15 protein-coding genes and 1 riboswitch are annotated in these 17,213 nt (G+C 70.0%); of the genes, 9 read left to right on the forward strand and 6 right to left on the reverse strand.

Annotated features, from left to right (window positions below; genetic code table 11):
* The first annotated feature begins 19 nt into the window (after positions 1 to 19).
* Positions 20 to 1,261 carry a hypothetical protein gene (locus OOK40_RS26300; protein WP_266486684.1) on the forward strand — a complete coding sequence of 414 codons (1,242 nt, stop codon included), beginning with the start codon at positions 20 to 22 and terminating at the stop codon, positions 1,259 to 1,261.
* 121 nt (positions 1,262 to 1,382) lie between these two features.
* The gene (locus tag OOK40_RS26305) at positions 1,383 to 1,904 is read left to right on the forward strand and encodes a DoxX family protein (RefSeq protein WP_266486685.1); all 522 of its coding nucleotides are present in this window, start codon (positions 1,383 to 1,385) and stop codon (positions 1,902 to 1,904) included.
* Between the two features lie 168 nt (positions 1,905 to 2,072).
* Here OOK40_RS26305 and OOK40_RS26310 read toward each other — a convergent pair whose 3' ends face one another.
* Positions 2,073 to 3,374: a PspC domain-containing protein gene (locus tag OOK40_RS26310; protein ID WP_266486687.1), complete on the reverse strand. Its 1,302-nt coding sequence runs from the start codon at positions 3,372 to 3,374 to the stop codon at positions 2,073 to 2,075.
* A gap of 152 nt (positions 3,375 to 3,526) precedes the next feature.
* On the opposite strand from OOK40_RS26310, the gene OOK40_RS26315 reads away from it, so the two are divergent.
* The 3 genes from OOK40_RS26315 (at position 3,527) to OOK40_RS26325 (ending at position 6,808) form a co-directional block, all read left to right on the forward strand.
* The gene (locus tag OOK40_RS26315; protein ID WP_266486689.1) at positions 3,527 to 4,819 is read left to right on the forward strand and encodes an ATP-binding protein; all 1,293 of its coding nucleotides are present in this window, start codon (positions 3,527 to 3,529) and stop codon (positions 4,817 to 4,819) included.
* Positions 4,816 to 5,511, forward strand: coding sequence for a response regulator transcription factor (locus tag OOK40_RS26320; protein ID WP_266486690.1), 696 nt, complete (start codon positions 4,816 to 4,818; stop codon positions 5,509 to 5,511). The genes OOK40_RS26315 and OOK40_RS26320 overlap by 4 nt, the downstream gene beginning before the upstream one ends.
* A gap of 70 nt (positions 5,512 to 5,581) precedes the next feature.
* Positions 5,582 to 6,808: an esterase family protein gene (locus OOK40_RS26325; RefSeq protein ID WP_266486691.1), complete on the forward strand. Its 1,227-nt coding sequence runs from the start codon at positions 5,582 to 5,584 to the stop codon at positions 6,806 to 6,808.
* Positions 6,809 to 6,825: 17 nt separating this feature from the next.
* Here OOK40_RS26325 and OOK40_RS26330 read toward each other — a convergent pair whose 3' ends face one another.
* Together OOK40_RS26330 and OOK40_RS26335 are read right to left on the reverse strand one after the other, a co-directional pair.
* Positions 6,826 to 7,593: a GNAT family N-acetyltransferase gene (locus OOK40_RS26330; RefSeq protein ID WP_266486692.1), complete on the reverse strand. Its 768-nt coding sequence runs from the start codon at positions 7,591 to 7,593 to the stop codon at positions 6,826 to 6,828.
* A 43-nt stretch (positions 7,594 to 7,636) separates the two neighbouring features.
* Entirely contained in the window at positions 7,637 to 8,710 is a 1,074-nt protein-coding gene (locus OOK40_RS26335) for a C40 family peptidase (protein ID WP_266487644.1), read from the reverse strand.
* A 345-nt stretch (positions 8,711 to 9,055) separates the two neighbouring features.
* Between OOK40_RS26335 and OOK40_RS26340 the strand changes: the two genes are divergently transcribed.
* Complete coding sequence (locus OOK40_RS26340) at positions 9,056 to 9,409, forward strand: hypothetical protein (protein ID WP_266486693.1); 354 nt, start codon at positions 9,056 to 9,058, stop codon at positions 9,407 to 9,409.
* A 74-nt stretch (positions 9,410 to 9,483) separates the two neighbouring features.
* Here the strand turns inward: OOK40_RS26340 and OOK40_RS26345 are convergent, their stop codons facing one another.
* Complete coding sequence (locus OOK40_RS26345) at positions 9,484 to 10,683, reverse strand: C40 family peptidase (protein WP_266486695.1); 1,200 nt, start codon at positions 10,681 to 10,683, stop codon at positions 9,484 to 9,486.
* 2 nt (positions 10,684 to 10,685) lie between these two features.
* Positions 10,686 to 10,848, reverse strand: a riboswitch (cyclic di-AMP (ydaO/yuaA leader).
* 250 nt (positions 10,849 to 11,098) lie between these two features.
* Between OOK40_RS26345 and pcrA the strand changes: the two genes are divergently transcribed.
* Positions 11,099 to 13,540: a DNA helicase PcrA gene (gene pcrA, locus OOK40_RS26350; RefSeq protein ID WP_266486696.1), complete on the forward strand. Its 2,442-nt coding sequence runs from the start codon at positions 11,099 to 11,101 to the stop codon at positions 13,538 to 13,540.
* Between the two features lie 55 nt (positions 13,541 to 13,595).
* Here pcrA and OOK40_RS26355 read toward each other — a convergent pair whose 3' ends face one another.
* Positions 13,596 to 15,149 (reverse strand): M23 family metallopeptidase, encoded by a 1,554-nt coding sequence (locus tag OOK40_RS26355; RefSeq protein WP_266486697.1) that lies wholly within the window; start codon positions 15,147 to 15,149, stop codon positions 13,596 to 13,598.
* Between the two features lie 236 nt (positions 15,150 to 15,385).
* A complete protein-coding gene (locus OOK40_RS26360; RefSeq protein ID WP_266486698.1) occupies positions 15,386 to 16,240 on the reverse strand; it encodes a triacylglycerol lipase in 855 nt (284 codons plus the stop codon).
* Between OOK40_RS26360 and OOK40_RS26365 the strand changes: the two genes are divergently transcribed.
* Positions 16,239 to 16,415 carry a hypothetical protein gene (locus OOK40_RS26365; RefSeq protein WP_266486699.1) on the forward strand — a complete coding sequence of 59 codons (177 nt, stop codon included), beginning with the start codon at positions 16,239 to 16,241 and terminating at the stop codon, positions 16,413 to 16,415. The genes OOK40_RS26360 and OOK40_RS26365 overlap by 2 nt on opposite strands.
* A 211-nt stretch (positions 16,416 to 16,626) precedes the next feature.
* Entirely contained in the window at positions 16,627 to 17,040 is a 414-nt protein-coding gene (locus OOK40_RS26370) for a cobalamin B12-binding domain-containing protein (RefSeq protein ID WP_266486700.1), read from the forward strand.
* Positions 17,041 to 17,213 lie beyond the last annotated feature (173 nt).

The raw sequence follows: 17,213 nt of genomic DNA on the forward strand, positions 1-17,213 counted from the left end.
GGAAAGGGCGGCGTCGGTCGTGGCGGTGCAGGAAGCGGGACAGTGCGACGAATGCACGCACGGCGCGCGCGAAGAGCATCGGCGTGCCGTGGCGGCCTTCATCGCCAAGCGGGACGAGCTCGCCGCCGGACAGGGGCTGCCGGTCGCGCTCTCGCACTCGCCGAGCGCCTCGCGCCAGTGGGTGTCGGACGAGCTGTACCAGTCGGCCCGCGCGGTCGCCGACCGCAGCCGTGAAGAGGGCGAGGCCTGGCTCCAACTGGTCTGGTGCCGCTCGCTGTTGATCGTCTGGGTGAGCGTCGGGGCGCTGGTGCTCGGTGCGGCGGCCACCGCGATCGGCGCCGGCTGGACCGGCGCCCGGACGGCAGGGCTGATCGCTGCGGTCGCCGTCGGCGGGCTGCTGACCGCGGCCGCGCGGCTGCACCGTTCGCGCGGCGGTCTCCTCGCGCCGCTGATCGGCGAGGACAACCGCCTCTCCACCTCCCGCGCCGTCGCCACCGCCTGGGTGCTGCTCGTCGTCTTCGCGGTCCTGGTGCTCGCCGTCCAGCTGGCCGGGGCCTCCTCGGCCACCGACCGGGACGCGCTGATCGAAGGGCTGGATCTGGCCCGGGGCGCGGGCATCCTGTCCGTCCTCGCCCTGGTGTGCGGGATCGCCGTAGTCGTACGCAGTGTGGTGGCCGTGCGCGTCACGAACCGGCGGCTGCAGAAGATCCGGGCCGACCGCCCGCGCCTCGCGGATCTGCTCTGCGACGACGGCGGGCGCGGCAGCTTCGCGGATGTGCAGTACGCGCTGGTCAGCGCCGTTGCCGTGACCTTCGCGCTGGTACGGCTGGCGCGGCGGCCCGAGCAACTGCCCGATCTGCCGTGGGGGCTCGCGCTCCTGGTCGCGGTCTCGGCGGCGACGTACTTCGCCGGGAAGTACGCGGAGGGCGGCCCTCCGGTCGTCCTTTCGGTCGTACGGGCCCGTGAGGCCGGGGATCTGGACGCCCCCATCCGTACGGGCGACGACATCGAGATCCGCGGCGCGGGCTTCGTGCCGCCGGGTGCGGGTGCGCCCGACCGCCTGGCCCGGATGGTCGTCCGTATTGGCGCGGTGCATGTCCATGTCCCGCTGATCCCGGTCCCGGGCGGCTTCGCCAACCCGACGGACACGGGTCTCACGGTGCAGGTCCCGGCCGAGGTCGAGCCCGGGCAGGTGGACGTCCAGGTGGTGACGGCGGCGGGCGTGGAGAGCAACCGCTGTCCGATCCAGGTGCAGGACTGAGACATGTGAAGGCCCGACTCACCACACTCGTCTGTCACAGAGTGAGCCGCACGGCTGGTGAGCGGCCCGGCTTCGTCGTACGTATGGTCAGTTGACGGGTCAACCGAAGGCGGGACCAGTAATGACACACACATATCGGACGACGGCCGGCTACGGACCGGCCGACGGCGGGCGTGGCAGCTGGAGAGAGAGGGCGAGCCGCTACGCCCTTCTGCCGCTGCGGATCTTCCTCGGCGTGACCTTCATTTACGCGGGCATCGACAAACTCACCGACAGCCAGTTCATGGCGGCCAGCGGCAGCGGCTCCATCGGAGAGCTGATGCGCAGCGTGCGCGACACCTCCGCCGTGCCCGCCCTGGTCGATCTTGCGCTCAAGAGCCCCGAGGGCTTCGGCCATGCGATCGCCTTCGGTGAGCTGGCCGTCGGCATCGGCACCCTGGTCGGGCTGCTGGCCCGGCTCGCCGCGCTCGGCGGTGCGCTCATCTCGCTGAGCCTGTGGCTGACCGTGAGCTGGCAGACCGAGCCGTACTACTACGGCAACGATCTCGCCTATCTCATGGCTTGGCTGCCGCTGGTGCTCGGCGGCGCCGCGGTGTTCTCTCTCGACGCCCTTCTGGCCGAGCGGCGGCGCCGGATTCCGTAGTGAATCCAGGTCACCGCCCCGGCCAGGAACAGACCGCCGAAGACGACCGGGAAGACCACGAACCAGGGTGTCTGCCAAGCGCCGGCCGCATCGCCCGCGTACAGCAGCGCTGTGGCCAGCACGGCGAGACCCGCGACCAGCTTGCCCGGCCTAAAACCATGCCGGAGTTCACGACGCGGCACGGGTCACCTCCACCTGTCCGATGCCCACTTCGAGGTTCAGCTCCACAGTGCCCGACGGCTTCGCCCCCGCGGGGGCGGGCAGCGTCTCCTGCCGTTCCTTGCCGGCCGAGACGTCGATGTCGTTCGGCGCGTCGTCGGGGAGACGGATGTCGCCGATGCCCGCCTCGGCCCGTACCTTCACCGGCGCGTTCTTCGGCACGACGACCTTGAGCCGGCCGGCCCCGACCTCGGCACTCGTCGACACCGTCCGACCCGCGGGCACGGCGAGGGACGACAGATCGAGGGTCGCCACGCCCGAACCCAGTTCGTAGTGCTCCTGCACGGCTGCGACGGTGGCGGGCTTCCAGCCCGTACGCACCCACTGGGTGCTGATGTCCTTGGGCAGCACGGCCGCGCCCGCCAGCAGTACTGCCGTGATCATCGTCGTCATGATCGTGCCGAAGCCGGTACGGCCCAGCAGCGAGCTGACCAGCAGCCCCAGCCCGAACACCGCCAGCGCGCAGACCAGTCCGATCTGAAGGCTGGTGCCCAGCGGATTGCCGTCCCAGCTGAGACCGGTGCCGAGACCGCCCGCGAGCAGGGCGAACAGGAAGACGGTGCCGCCGATTCCGCGTGGGCCGCGCGACTGCGGGGGCGCCGAGGACGTGCGCCGCGGGGGCGGTGCACCGGCCTGCGCCGCCTCCACAACGGCATCCTCCGGACCCCACAGATAGCCGGAAGGCACCGGGCCCGTCGTGCCGTCCTTGACGATCGGATCCCGCCACCACGAGGGGCTGTCGGGAGCGGGCGGCGCCTTGGTCTCCGGTGGGGCCTCGGCCACCGCGTGCGCCGTCGCCGCATCCAGCGGCGCCCCGCCGGGCGCGGTGACACGGCGGCGCTGCGACCACACGGCCGAGCCCGCGACCGCGATCGAGAGCATCGCGGCGAAGGCGAGCGTCCCGCCGTTGCTCAGCATCGACAGGAACACTCCGCAGCCGATCAGCGCGAGCAGCACGGCCGCCAGCGAGGCGCCCTCGACCCGGCCCGACAGCATTCTGCGGACCTCGTTCTCCTCCTCGCCCTCCAAGGGGATCAGCAGCCAGGCGAAGCCGTAGAAGATCAGGCCGAGACCGCCGGTCACGGAGAGCACGCCGATCACGATCCGGAAGATCACCGGATCCACGTCGCAGTAACGCCCGAGCCCGCCGCAGACACCGGCCACGACCTTCTGGTGGGAGGCGCGGCGCAGCTGCTGCGCTTCGGGCGCCACATCCGGCTGCGCCTGAGGCGAAGTGGTCGGCTGAGTCATACGTCCATGGTGACGGGCCGCGGGTACCGGCGGCACCCACCCCGACCCTGGCCGTTCCCTGATATCGGACGCGCGCCCCCGGGCGCGGATCAGGGTCGGTTTAAGGGACGACCCTGATACCGCGGCCTGTCCCCGCGTGTGACGATCGGAACATGCCAGTCGCCGCGCCCCGACCCGCCGGACCCTCCCGCGCCCCCGTGCCCGAGGAGCAGCCGCTGCGCAAGCTGTACCGCAGCGCGGACGGCCGGATGCTCGGCGGTGTGGCACGGGGCCTGGCGGGCCATCTCGGGCTGCCCGTCATCTGGGTACGGCTGGTCTTCCTCGGCCTGTTCATGGCAGACGGACTCGGCGTCCTGCTGTACGCGGTCTTCTGGATCGTCGTGCCGCTCGGCGTCGGGGGCAGGACCGCCGAGCCGCGCTCCGTGTTCGAGACCACGGCCGACGGCAGACGCAGGCTGCGCAAACCCGACAAGGGCCAGCTCTTCGCGATGGTCGCGCTCCTCGTCGGCGCCGCGATCTTCGCGGGCAATGTGCAGATGGGCAGCAGCGCCGGCCGGTATGTCTGGCCGATCCTGCTGATCGGCGCCGGTGTGGTGTTGGTGTGGCGGCAGGCGGACAACGCGCGGCGCGCCCGCTGGACCGAGGTCGGCCGCCGCCGCAGGCTGCTGCAGCTCGGCCGAGCGCTGGCGGGCGTGGCCCTGGTCGGCATGGGCCTGACCGTCTTCATCGTGGTCCGCGGCTCGGCCGCCCAGCTCGGCAACGTACTGACCGCGGCGATCGCCGTGATCGCCGGTGTCGCGCTGCTCGCCGGGCCCTGGCTCGTGCGGATGACCCAGGACCTCTCGGAGGAGCGGACGATGCGCATCCGGGCCCAGGAACGTGCCGAAGTCGCCGCGCACGTCCATGACTCGGTCCTGCACACCCTCACCCTGATCCAGCGCAACGCCGACGACGGGGGCGAAGTGCGCAGGCTCGCCCGCGCCCAGGAGCGCGAGCTGCGGAACTGGCTCTACAAGCCCGAGGGAACCGGCAAGGACGAGGACGAGGAACCCGACACCCTCGCCGACGCGGTGAAGAAGGCGGCGGCCGAGGTCGAGGACAAGCACGGCGTCCCGCTGGAGGTCGTGGTCGTCGGCGACTGCCCGCTGGACGAGAAACTGGTCGCCCAGATGCAGGCCGCACGCGAGGCGATGGTCAATGCGGCCAAGTACGGTGGCGAAGGCGGGGCGGTGCAGGTCTACGCGGAGGTCGAGGGCCGCACGGTCTTCGTCTCCGTACGGGACCGCGGGCCCGGATTCGATCCGGATTCGGTGCCCCAGGACCGGATGGGCGTAAGAGAATCGATCATCGGCCGGATGCAGCGCAACGGCGGCACGGCACGGCTTCGCTCGGTGCCCGGCGGGGGCACCGAGGTCGAGCTGGAGATGGAGAGGGCGGGCGAATGACCGAGACCGAGGCTGCGGGAGAGACCGCACAGCGGCGCGTACGGGTCGTGCTCGTCGACGACCACCGGATGTTCCGCACGGGCGTGCAGGCGGAAATCGGCCAGACTGCCACCACCGGCGTCGAGGTGGTCGGCGAGGCCGCCGACGTGGACCAGGCGGTCACCGTGATCACGGCTACCCGGCCCGAGGTCGTCCTGCTCGACGTGCATCTGCCGGGCGGCGGCGGGGTGGAGGTGCTGCGGCGCTGCGCCCCCCTCATGGGGGCCGCCGAGAACCCCGTACGGTTCCTGGCGCTGTCCGTCTCGGACGCGGCCGAGGACGTCATCGGGGTGATCCGGGGCGGTGCGCGCGGCTATGTCACCAAGACCATCACCGGTACGGACCTGGTCGACTCGATCTTCCGGGTGCAGGACGGGGACGCGGTGTTCTCGCCGCGGCTCGCGGGCTTCGTGCTCGACGCGTTCGCCTCGACGGACGCGCCGCCGGTGGACGAGGACCTCGATCGGCTCACTCAGCGCGAACGGGAGGTCCTGCGGCTGATCGCGCGGGGGTACGCGTACAAGGAAATCGCGAAGCAGCTGTTCATCTCGGTGAAGACGGTGGAGTCCCATGTGTCGGCGGTGCTGCGCAAGTTGCAGCTCTCGAATCGTCACGAATTGACGCGATGGGCGACGGCTCGTCGTCTGGTCTAGGCTCCGTTGTGAGGTAACTGGTACATAGCCGGGCAACCGACTGTGCCGTGATCACCTCTTGTTTTGCGTGATGAATTTGACGGGGAACACCTTCTTCGTGATCACGATCGTCCTGGTCGTGATCGCCGTACTCCTGCCGCTCCTGTTCTGGAGCCGGCTGCGCGGACCCGCAGTGGTGCGGGGCGCCGGCCGGCTGCTGATGGTGCTCTTCGCGCAGGCGACGGCGGTCCTGGTGGTGTTCGTGGCGGTCAACAACTCCAATGGCCTCTACGACAGCTGGGACGACCTGCTCGGTACGTCGAACCATGTGAACACGGCGGTCGATCTCGGCCCCAGCGGCACCGGCGGCAGGCAGATATCCTCGCTGCCGAAGCTGCGTCAGAAGTTCGACAAGGTCGACGACCCCCAGCTCGGCAAGGGACTGCGCCGCACCCATCTCAAGGGCGGGATCTCGGGTGTGGAGGGCGAGGTCTACGTCTGGCTGCCGCCGCAGTACGACGACCCCGCCTACCGCAACAAGAAGTTCCCGGTCGTCGAACTGCTCGCCGGATTCCCCGGCTCCTCCAAGAGCTGGTTCAAGGCCATGAAGGCGCAGTCCAGGATCCAGCCGCTGATCGAGTCGGGCAAGGTCGCGCCCTTCATACTCGTCTCGCCCCGCACGATGCTGCTCGGTGCCTCCGACGCCGGATACGCGAACATCCCGGGCACGGTCAACGCGGACAGCTGGCTGACCGTCGACGTACGCAAGATGATGGCCGACAACTTCCGGGTCTCCCTCAGCCCCGACAGCTGGGCCGTCGCGGGCTACTCCGCGGGCGGGCACGGCGCGGCCAAACTTGCCTTCGCACACCCCGACCGCTACCGCGCGGCCATCAGCCTCTCGGGCTACAACGACCCGGCAGCGGAGAAGGACTCGATCACCGGCTCGGACCCGGACCTGCGCCGCGAGCACGACGTACTGAACATCCTGAAGTCGGCCACGAAGCCGCCGCGCGTCTCGCTGCTGGCGACGGGCGAGGGCGCGGACGGGTACCAGCCCGGTCTCGCACTCCTGCGTGCGGCCAAGGCGCCCACGAAGGTAGAGGTGCGCAGGACGACCGGCGGTCACCTCACCAAGGTGTGGAGCAGGGAACTGCCGTACGCGTTCGAGTGGCTCACGCGGCAGATGCATCTGCAGGGCATGACCCAGCCCCACGGAAAGGACCAGGGAGGGACCGTGGGACAGGCCAAGGGCCGGGGCGAGGACCGGAAGCAGGAGGCGGAGCTGACCGACAGCGCCGCCGGACCGCTGGAGTAGCCCGCTGCGGCCATGGCCTACCGGGGCGACACGTCCAGCGCCATGTCGGTCTTGTCGCCGACCCGTCGGTAGCCGATCCCCGCGTAGATCCGCTCGACGTCCGCGTCTCCCGGCTCCAGCCAGACGACCTTGCAGCCGCGGTCGAATGCGGTGGCGGTCAGATACGCGGAGAGGGCGGCGCCGATGCCGCGGCGGCGGTGTGACGCGGCGACAGCGAGACCGCACAGCTCGCTCATCCCGTCGACCGGAATGGAGCAGCCGCCCGCGGCGACTGTGGTCCCGTCCGTCTCGTCCGTGGCGACGGCCGCGACCCCGCCGCCCTCGTGAGCCCCGCGGAGCCAGGCGATCTCGCCCTCGGTCGGCTCGCCCGTGTCGCCGTACGCGAGATGCTGCACCGCGGCCGCGGCGGTGAATCCGGCCGGGTCGCGGGGCTCGCTGATCGCTGTCCCGGCCACCGGCGCGGGCGGGACGAGGGAGCCGGGCGCGCAGGCCAGCAGCGGGGCGCGGTTGACGACCGCGAAGCCCGCGGCGAGCAGCGCGGGTTCGACTTCGGGCGCGCAGGACGGCAGGAACTCAAGACGCGGCATCCGGTCGCGCTCGCGGAAGACTGCGATCAGAGCGCCGATCTCTTCGGTGGTCGGCTCCGCGCCGTGGTCCGGTATGGCGTAATTCGCTTGCGGGATGGCCCAGTTGGGGTCGTAGCGCACCGTGAAGGGGCCGACTCGCACATGATCGGGCGAGCGGAGCGCGAGGGTGCGTACGTAGTTCTGGACGTCGACGTCCACGTCGGGCTCCTGCCGCGTTCGGGATCTCGGGACGCCGGGGATCCTATGCGGGCCGGGTGGCTCCGGCGAAAGGCATTTCGTCGATCGGCGCGACCCGGACCGGGGCGCCGGGGCGGGGTGCGTGGATCATCTGGCCGCCGCCGATGTAGAGGCCGACATGGCTGATGCCGGAATAGAAGAACACCAGGTCACCGGGGGCGAGTTCGGAGCTGGATACACGCCGGCCCGCGTTGATCTGGGTGTACGTGGTGCGGGGCAGCGAGACTCCCGCGGAGCGCCAGGCGGCCTGGGTGAGCCCGGAACAGTCGAAGGAGTCGGGCCCGGTCGCGCCCCAGACGTACGGTTTGCCGAGCGCCCCGTAGGCGAAGGCGACGGCCTGCGCGGCACGGGGGTTGGGGGCCTGGAGGGAGCCGCGGGGGGCCGCGGAGCGGTCGGCGCGGGTGTCGGTCGCGGCGTCCCCGTAGCCCCCGTTGGACGTCCCCTGCGAGTTGTCGTAGGAGGCGCGCTGCGTGGCAGTGAGCTGGTCCAGCAGGCGTTCGGCGGCCGAGAGCTTCTTCTGGACGGTTGCCTTGTGCCTGGCCAGTTCGGTCTGCCGGGCCGTGAGCGCGCCCATCCGCTCGCCCGCCTCGGCCCGCAACCGGGCGATGTCCACGAGCTGTTGGTGCACTCCGGCGATGGCGTCGGCCTGACGGGTGCCGACCCGCTCGGCGAGCGCGGCCCGCTCCAGATACTCGTCCGGGTCGGAGGTCAGCGCGAGCTGCAGCGCCGGGTCGATGCTGCCTGCGCGGTACTGGGCGGCGGCGATCGAACCGAGCGCGTTGCGTGAGGTGTTGAGGACCTCGGTCCTGCGGGCGGCCTCGTCGCGCAGCTCGTCCAGCGATCTGCGGGCGCCTGCGGTCTCCTCCTTGGCCCCGTTGTACTTCTCGGTGGCGGCCTCGGCCTCCTCGTAGAGCTTGTCGACCTTGGCCTTGACCTGTGCGGGGGTGAGGGCGGGCTCGGCAAGTGCGGTGCCGCCGAATGCGGTGGTCGTTGCGGCGCCGGCGAGCGCGAGGGTGGCGGCGGTCCGGGCCGCGGGCCCGGTGAGCGGATGCTGCTTCGGTTTCCGGTGCGCTGCCACGAGGGCGTCCACGTCCTTCTGTCGTGCCTGCGGTACGAGCCCGAGTCCGACGGCGGTCCGCACAGGGGGAGCGGTCCGCCGCCGGATCTCTCGGCGGTGGTGGCCGACGGCCGCCCGGGAGCTCGGCGGCGGTGGGGAGTCGGTCACCTGAGGAAGGACGCTAAACCTGGGGGTCACGGGGCAGGGGCGCAAGGACCGGTTTTGCCCGAAGCTGGACACCCTGGACCGGTTTCTGGGAGCGGACCTGATGGCACCGGCCCGACCCCGCTACCGCTGTGACCGATGCGGCGAATGAGGCACACCTGCCCAAAGGGCGGTGGTATGGGGATCGTTAGGCTCCGCCTCATGGACGTACTCATCAATGTCTTCGTCGCCCTGCACATCATCGGTATCGCGTCGCTGCTCGGCGGCTTCCTCACCCAGATGAAGGCCATGGGCGCGGGGACGGCCCGCTTCAGCCCTGCGATGCTGCACGGCGCGCTGACGATGCTGGTCACCGGCGTGGTGCTGGTGGGCCTGAACCAGGCGGACGACCAGCCGGTGAACAGCCTGAAGATCGGGATCAAGCTGGCCGTGCTGGTGGTCGTCCTGGGCCTCGTCTACGTCAAGCGGGACGAGGAGAAGGTCGACAAGGCGCTGTTCGGCGCGGTGGGCGGGCTGACGATCGCGAACATCTTCATCGCGACGCTCTGGACCTGATGCGCGGGATGCCCCAGTGAGTCGAAGAACGCCCGGGCGCGCTTCGGAGGCCCGGGCGTTCGGCTTCTGCCGCGTCAGGCGGGGCGCACGCTGCCGTAGATCGGCATGTAGTAGATCGACTCCTCGCGGACGTTCGTACCGGGCTTCGGTGCGTGGATCATCATGCCGTCGCCGATGTAGATGCCGACGTGGCTGATGTCGTCGTAGAAGAAGACCAGGTCACCCGGGAGCAAATCCTTCGTCGCGACCCGCGTGCCCACGTTCACCTGGTCCCAGGTGGTGCGCGGCAGGTCCACGCCGGCCGCCTTCCAGGCGGCCTGGGTCAGCCCCGAGCAGTCGTACGAACTCGGGCCGCTCGCTCCCCAGACGTACGGCTTGCCGATCTGTGCGCGGGCGAAGGCGAGGACCTTGTCGGCCTTGGCCGCGTAGGTGCTGTCGGTGGTTCCGGTGCTTGTACCGGTGCCAGTGCTGGTGCCGGTGTCCGTGCCCGTCCCGGTGCCGGTGTCCTGGCTCTGCGCCGCCTCCTGCTGCTGCCGCGCCTCCGCCGCCGCTGCCTCCTTGGCGCGGGCCTCCGCCTCCGCCTTGGCCTGTGCCTCGGCCTTGAGGCGGGCCTCCTCCTGCTTCTGGCGCTCGAGCGCGGCGAGCCGCGCCTTCTCCTCGGCGGTCAGCTTCGACAGCAGCGCCCGTGCCTCGGCGAGCTTCGCCTGGACCTCCTGCTTGCTGCTGCGCAGGGCCTTCTGCGAGAGCGTGAGCGACTCGAGCTTCTCGGTCGCCGCGGCGCGCTGCTTGGCGTCCGCGGCCCGCTGGGTCTCGTAGTCGTCGATCACCGTGCGCTGACGGTCGGTCATCCGGTCCATCAGCTGCGTCTGGTCGAAGTACGCCTGCGGGCTGTCCGCGAAGAGCAGCGCGGCGGTAGGAGTGACGGCTCCCGTGCGGTACTGCGTGGCCGCGTAGTTGCCCAGGACTCTGCGCGACTCGTTCAGCTTCTCGGTACGCGTGGCGGCATCGTCGAGCAGCTCGTCGACCTCGGCCCGCTTCGTGTCGGTGGATTCCTTGGCCTTGTTGTACTTCTCGGTCGCGGTGCCGGCCTGCCGGTACAGGTCGTCGACCTTCTTCTGCACCTCCTCGATGGAGGGCTTCGGCTCGGTCGGCGCGGCGTTGGCGCTTTGCGTCGACAGCAGCGTGACGCCGGCGATGGCTGCCGTCGTGAGCCCGACGGCGGGTGAGGTCGTGGTACGGCTGCGTTCCTTGCGATGCGACGCCAAGGCCGGCATCTCCTTCTTCCGTGGACCGCCTACCGGGTTAGCTGTCGGGTTCGGGCGGAACGGAAGATCGCCCTACGGACCGGATGGGTGCGGTCCGATTCACCCCGGTTGTGCATAGTGGGTCCCCGGTTCCGAACTTCCTTGCGGAAAGCCCGAATTCGGCGCAGGCTGCCCGATGTGGCGCGGATCGCCAGGGGGATACGGGCCGCCTGGTCGAGCACCGTAGCCAACTCGTGTGGCCGCTGTGAAGGTTGATGTTCGATATGCCCGATACATTTTCGTGACCTTGCCGTTCGACGGACCCGTACGTTCCGGAAGGTGACCCGGCGACATGGCCGGATCACGCAGAGTTGCGAAGGTCACGCAGGGTGGTGGCCGGATGCGGCGGCAAGCTGTCAGTGCGGCGGCCTAGACTCGTAGAGCGATGAGCAGCCTCTTTGACGACAGCTTCCTGGCGGACCTCCAGCCCAGCTCGGAGCACCCTCCGCCGCCGCCCGAGGACCCGGCCCCGGAGGAGATGCCCGACGATCTCTTCCAGGGTGCGTTCGACGTGCCCCCGGCCCGGGATCCGTACCACCGCGACGGCGCCCCGCGCACCGTCGTGGACCCCGCCGCCCTCCTCGAAGGGCTGAACGAACAGCAGCGCGCCGCCGTCGTGCACACCGGCTCGCCGCTGCTCATCGTCGCCGGGGCCGGATCCGGCAAGACCCGGGTGCTGACCCACCGGATCGCGTATCTGCTGGGGACCCGCAGCGTCCACCCCGGCCAGATACTGGCGATCACCTTCACCAACAAGGCCGCCGGCGAGATGAAGGAGCGCGTCGAGCAGCTCGTCGGGCCGCGCGCCAACGCCATGTGGGTGTCCACCTTCCACAGTGCGTGCGTCCGCATCCTGCGCCGGGAGTCCAAGAGGCTCGGCTTCACGTCGTCGTTCTCGATCTACGACGCGGCGGACTCGAAGCGGCTGATGGCGCTGGTCTGCCGGGACCTCGATCTCGACCCCAAGAAGTTCCCGCCGAAGGCCTTCAGCGCCAAGATCTCGAACCTGAAGAACGAGCTGATCGACGAGGAGACCTTCGCCGACCAGGCTGCCGACGGCTTCGAGAAGACGCTCGCCGAGGCGTACCGCATGTACCAGGGCAGGCTGCGCGAGGCCAACGCCCTGGACTTCGACGACATCATCATGACGACGGTGCATCTGCTCCAGGCGTTCCCGGACGTCGCCGAGCACTACCGGCGACGTTTCCGCCATGTCCTGGTGGACGAGTACCAGGACACCAACCACGCTCAGTACACACTCGTACGCGAGCTGGTGGGGACGGGGTACGAGGACCTGCCGCCGGCCGAGCTCTGTGTCGTCGGCGACGCCGACCAGTCGATCTACGCCTTCCGCGGCGCGACCATCCGCAACATCCTCCAGTTCGAGGAGGACTACCCGGACGCGAAGACGATCCTGCTGGAGCAGAACTACCGCTCGACGCAGACGATCCTCTCCGCCGCCAACGCGGTCATCGAGCGGAACGAAAGCCGCCGCCCGAAGAACCTGTGGACGAACGCGGGCGCGGGCGCGCAGATCACCGGCTATGTCGCCGACACCGAGCACGACGAGGCGCAGTTCGTCGCCGACGAGATCGACCGGCTGACGGACGCGGGCGACGCGAAGGCGGGCGACGTCGCCGTCTTCTACCGTACGAACGCCCAGTCCCGTGTCTTCGAAGAGATCTTCATCCGCGTCGGACTGCCGTACAAGGTCGTCGGCGGAGTGCGCTTCTACGAGCGCAAGGAGGTCCGGGATGTGCTCGCGTATCTGCGGGTCCTCGCCAATCCGGAGGACAATGTCCCGCTGCGCCGGATCCTGAACGTCCCCAAGCGCGGCATCGGCGAGCGCGCCGAGGCGATGATCGACGCACTCGCGCTGCGCGAGAAGATCACCTTCCCGCAGGCGCTGCGCCGCGTCGACGAGGCGTACGGCATGGCGTCCCGCTCCGCGAATGCGGTCAAGCGCTTCAACGTGCTGATGGAGGAACTTCGTACGGTCGTCGACTCGGGCGCCGGCCCGGCCGTGGTGCTGGAGGCCGTCCTGGAGCGCACCGGCTATCTCGCCGAGCTGCAGGCCTCGACCGACCCGCAGGACGAGACGCGTATCGAGAACCTCCAGGAACTGGCCGCCGTGGCCCTGGAGTTCGAGCAGGACCGCGCAGAGGAAGAGGGTGCGGGCACGCTCGCCGAATTCCTCGAGAAGGTCGCGCTCGTCGCCGACTCCGACCAGATCCCCGACGAGGACGAGGACGGCTCCGGCGTCATCACGCTGATGACGCTGCACACCGCCAAGGGCCTTGAGTTCCCCGTGGTGTTCCTGACGGGCATGGAGGACGGCGTCTTCCCGCACATGCGCGCCCTCGGCCAGGCGAAGGAACTGGAGGAGGAGCGGCGGCTCGCCTACGTCGGCATCACGCGCGCCCGCGAGCGTCTGTATCTGACAAGGTCGTCGATGCGCAGCGCCTGGGGTCAGCCCTCGTACAACCCGCCCTCGCGCTTCCTGGAGGAGATCCCGGGGCAGCACCTGGAGTGGAAGCGGACCGGCCCGATGGCCGCGCCCGCGGGGCCGACCTCCGGCATCACTTCGTCGCTCTCGTCCTCGCGCTCCCGCTCGGGCGGCGGTGCGTCGGGCTTCGCCACGCGACGTGCGAGCGACAAGCCGGTGATCTCGCTGTCGGTCGGTGACCGGGTCACGCACGACCAGTTCGGTCTGGGGACCGTGGTGGAGGTGACGGGGTCGGGCTCGGACGCGCAGGCGACGGTCGACTTCGGGGACACCAAGCCGAAGCGGCTGCTGCTGCGGTACGCGCCGGTCGAGAAGTTGTGAGGCCTGTGGCCTAGAGCGTGCTTTATGCCCTAGGGCCTGATCCGAACGACAGGCTCTAGGTGGGGTCGAGGCCGTGGCTGCGAAGCCACGGCAGCGGGTCTATGGCCGAGCCGCCGCCGGGCCGGACCTCGAAGTGGAGGTGCGGTCCGGTGGAGTTGCCGGAATTGCCGGAGTACGCGATGACGTCACCGGCCTTGACCGAACCGGAGCGGATCTTGGTGCTGCTGAGGTGGCAGTACCAGGTCTCCGTGCCGTCGGCCGCGGTCACGATGGCCATATTGCCGTAGGCGCTGTTCCACTGCGTACGGACGGTGCCGTCGGTCGCGGCCCTCACCTCGGTGCCGTACGACACCGGGAAGTCGATGCCGGTGTGCACGGACATCCAGTTGACGCCGGCCTGTCCGTAGTACGCGCTCAGACCCTGCTGCTTCACCGGCAGCACGAACTTGGGGCGCAGGGCTTCGCGGCGCCTGGCCTCCTCCTCGCGTTTCTTCTTCTCCGCTTCCTGGCGCGCCTTGAGATCGAGGCGTTCCTGGGTGCGGGAGGCGCGGTCGCCGAAGTCGCGGGCGTCGGCGCTGAGAGCGGCGAGCTGCGTGTCCATCTTGTTGTTCGCCGCGACGGGCTTCACGGAAGACGGATCGGCGGCCGCGAGGCTCTTGGAGTCGTCCTTGGTGTCGGTACCGAGATTGCCGACGGAGGCGGCGGCGATGCCCGCGACGCCCATCACGCAGGCCGAGGGTACGGCGACGGTGAGGAGGGCGGAGCGCTTGGCGGGGGTACGGCGACGGCCGCGGGAGCCGCCGGAGCGGCGGACGGGGCGGGGGGTGACGGCGGCGGAGGCGGGTTCGGGTTCCGGCGCGAAGTCGGATGAGAACTCGGACTCGGGGTCGTGCTCGTGGTCGGCGTCCGATTCGTCGTCGGCCTCGGAGCCGGTCTCGGCATGGGCCTCCGCGTCGAAGTGAGCCTCGTCGAACTGGGCCTCGGCGTCGAAATAGGCCTCGGGCTCGGGCTCGGCCGCGAAGTGAGCCGTTTCGTAGTCGGCCGCCGCGAACTCGGTCGTGAACTCCTGCTGGAAGTCCGGCTGGAAGTCCTGCTGGAACTCGGTGGTGAGGCCGTCGTAGGTCGCCTCGCCGTGGGACTCCGGCTGTAGGTACTCGTGCTCCGGCGTGAACTGCTGCGGTACGACGGGCTGCGCACCCGCGTTCCACGCGGTGGCGTCGTAGGTCCCGGTGTCGAAGGCGGGCGTCGCCCACTGCCCGGTGGTGTCGTACGCGAACGTCGCCGCGGCCGTTTCGTACTGACCCGTCTGCGCGGTCTGGTTCCACGCGTTGGCGTCCCACTGCCCGGTCGTGTCGTACTGGACCGCGGAAGTGTCGTACTGCGGGAATTGATCGGTGTACTGGGGCTGTTGTGCCTGCTGCGCGCCGTAGACGTCGTAACCGGCGGTCTGCTGCGACCCGGTGTCCCACTGGGTGCTGTCGTACTGGCCGCTGTAGCCCGCGTCGTAACTCCCGGGGAGCGCACCGAAGAGCGGGTCGGCGTCGAAGCTGCCAGTGGTCGAATACCCGTCGTATCCGACGTACCCGGCGTGGGCGTGCTGGTCGTTCACCAACTTCTCTCTCGCCTCGGCAGCAGGACCTGGGTTCTGGGGCCACGGGGAGCGGAGGACCCAGAGGGGAAAGCAGTGGCGCGACTGTACCCGGCGGTACGCGACGGCGACAATCTTCGGCAGGTTTTAGGCAATCAGGAAACGGGCATTCGGCCGTCTTTCGGCGGACTGCGGGCACAGCTTTGATCCTACGTTCGAAATACGTTCGACCAATCGTTGCCCAGCGCTACGCCGATTCACGCGACGGAGACGGCTCCCGAGGCGGCTGCCGCCGAGTCGCTCGACTCGAGGGCCTCCCGGATCGCGGCCGCGACGGCGGGGTGGACCGGCAGGGCGAGATGTCCGATTCCGCTGACACGTACGTTCTGCGCGATGAGGTCGGGGTGATCGATGCAGGCCGTCTCGACCGGGACCATGATCTGGTCGAGATCGCTCCAGAAACTCACAAACCGGGTGCGGCACCCGGGAGCGGGCCTGGTCAGCTCCTCGATCACGGCCGAGCCGGGACGCATCTGGCGCACGATGGGGTGCGCACTGGCGAGCGGGGCGACGGCGGTGCCCGAATGCGGCGTTCCGAGCGTGACCAGGGTGCGTACGCGCAGGTCGCCGCCGAGGCACTGCACGTAATAGCGGGCGATCAGGCCGCCCAGGCTGTGCCCGACGATGTCGACCTCGCACCGGCCGGTACGTGCGCAGATCTGCTCGATATGGCGGCCCAGCAGCTCGGCGGCCGTGCGGATGTCGCAGGTCAGAGGTGAGTAATTGAGGCACTCGACGTGCTGTCGGCCGTGCCGGGCGAGGGCGCGGCGCAACAGGACGAAGACGGAGCGGTTGTCCACGAAGCCGTGGAGGAGCACGACGGGCGGGTGGACCGGGCCGCCGGTCGGGAGCAGTGCGGCGTCGGAGGGGTGGGGCTCCGGATCCGGTGCCGGGGTGGGCGCGGGGCGCTCAGGGGTCAGGCCGGTGGGGTAGAGCAGCAGATGCCCGGCGAGGATCGCCAGCTCGAGGGCGGTGGCGCGCAGCATCGCGGCGGATATTCGCAGGTGTCGGACGGGGCGCAGACACAGCGGAAAGAAGGGGAGCACCCTCATGGCCGACCTCCCGTACGGCACGCCTGAGGACGGCTCCGTCCCCCGTGTGCCCTCATGGGAGCTGTCGCAGGTACTGTGCGGCCCCTGGCCCGAACCGGGCCAGGGGCCGGACGGCGTCGTCCGCCGTGCCGCGCGGCTGACGGCACGGGGAACGACCCTGTTGCGGCTCCCGTAGCGATCGTTCCCGCGGCGGTGGTGCGGCTTGTGTTCCGCCTGATGCGGGTACGACGCATAGCGAACTTGTCCCACGTGTGATTTCCCCCTCCCTGTCGACCGCGAAACGGCCGGGTGCGGGATGCTGGAGATAACGTTCGTTCACTTCCCCGGGCCTGAGTCGGCGCGGGACCCCGTGCCCAATGCGGCGCAGTCGGTATGTGGAGGCAGTGATGGGTGTGACCGGTCCGATCCGTGTGGTGGTGGCCAAGCCGGGTCTCGACGGCCACGACCGGGGTGCCAAGGTGATCGCGCGGGCGCTGCGCGACGCGGGTATGGAGGTCATCTACACCGGCCTCCACCAGACCCCGGAGCAGATCGTCGACACGGCGATCCAGGAGGACGCGGACGCGATCGGCCTGTCCATCCTGTCCGGCGCGCACAACACGCTCTTCGCGAAGGTGATCGCGCTGCTGAAGGAGCGCGAGGCGGAGGACATCAAGGTCTTCGGCGGCGGCATCATTCCCGAGGCGGATATCGCTCCGCTGAAGGAACTGGGCGTCGCGGCGATCTTCACGCCGGGGGCGACGACGGCGTCGATCGTCGAGTGGGTCAACGCGAATGTGCGGGAGCCGGCGGGCGCGTAGCGGTTTGCGGGCGGGGCGGTGCGGGTCGCCTGCGGCGGGGCTGTTCCCCTACCCGCCCTCCCCCAGACTCCGTCCGGGGGGACCCCCAACCTCCCCGTATGCGACCTTCGGCCGCATGTCCTCAAACGCCGGACGGGCTGGAATTTCCGCCTGTCCGCCCAGAATTTGAGGCC

It is taken from the genome of Streptomyces sp. NBC_01481 (genome assembly GCF_026339995.1).
In the GTDB taxonomy this organism is placed as follows: domain Bacteria; phylum Actinomycetota; class Actinomycetes; order Streptomycetales; family Streptomycetaceae; genus Streptomyces.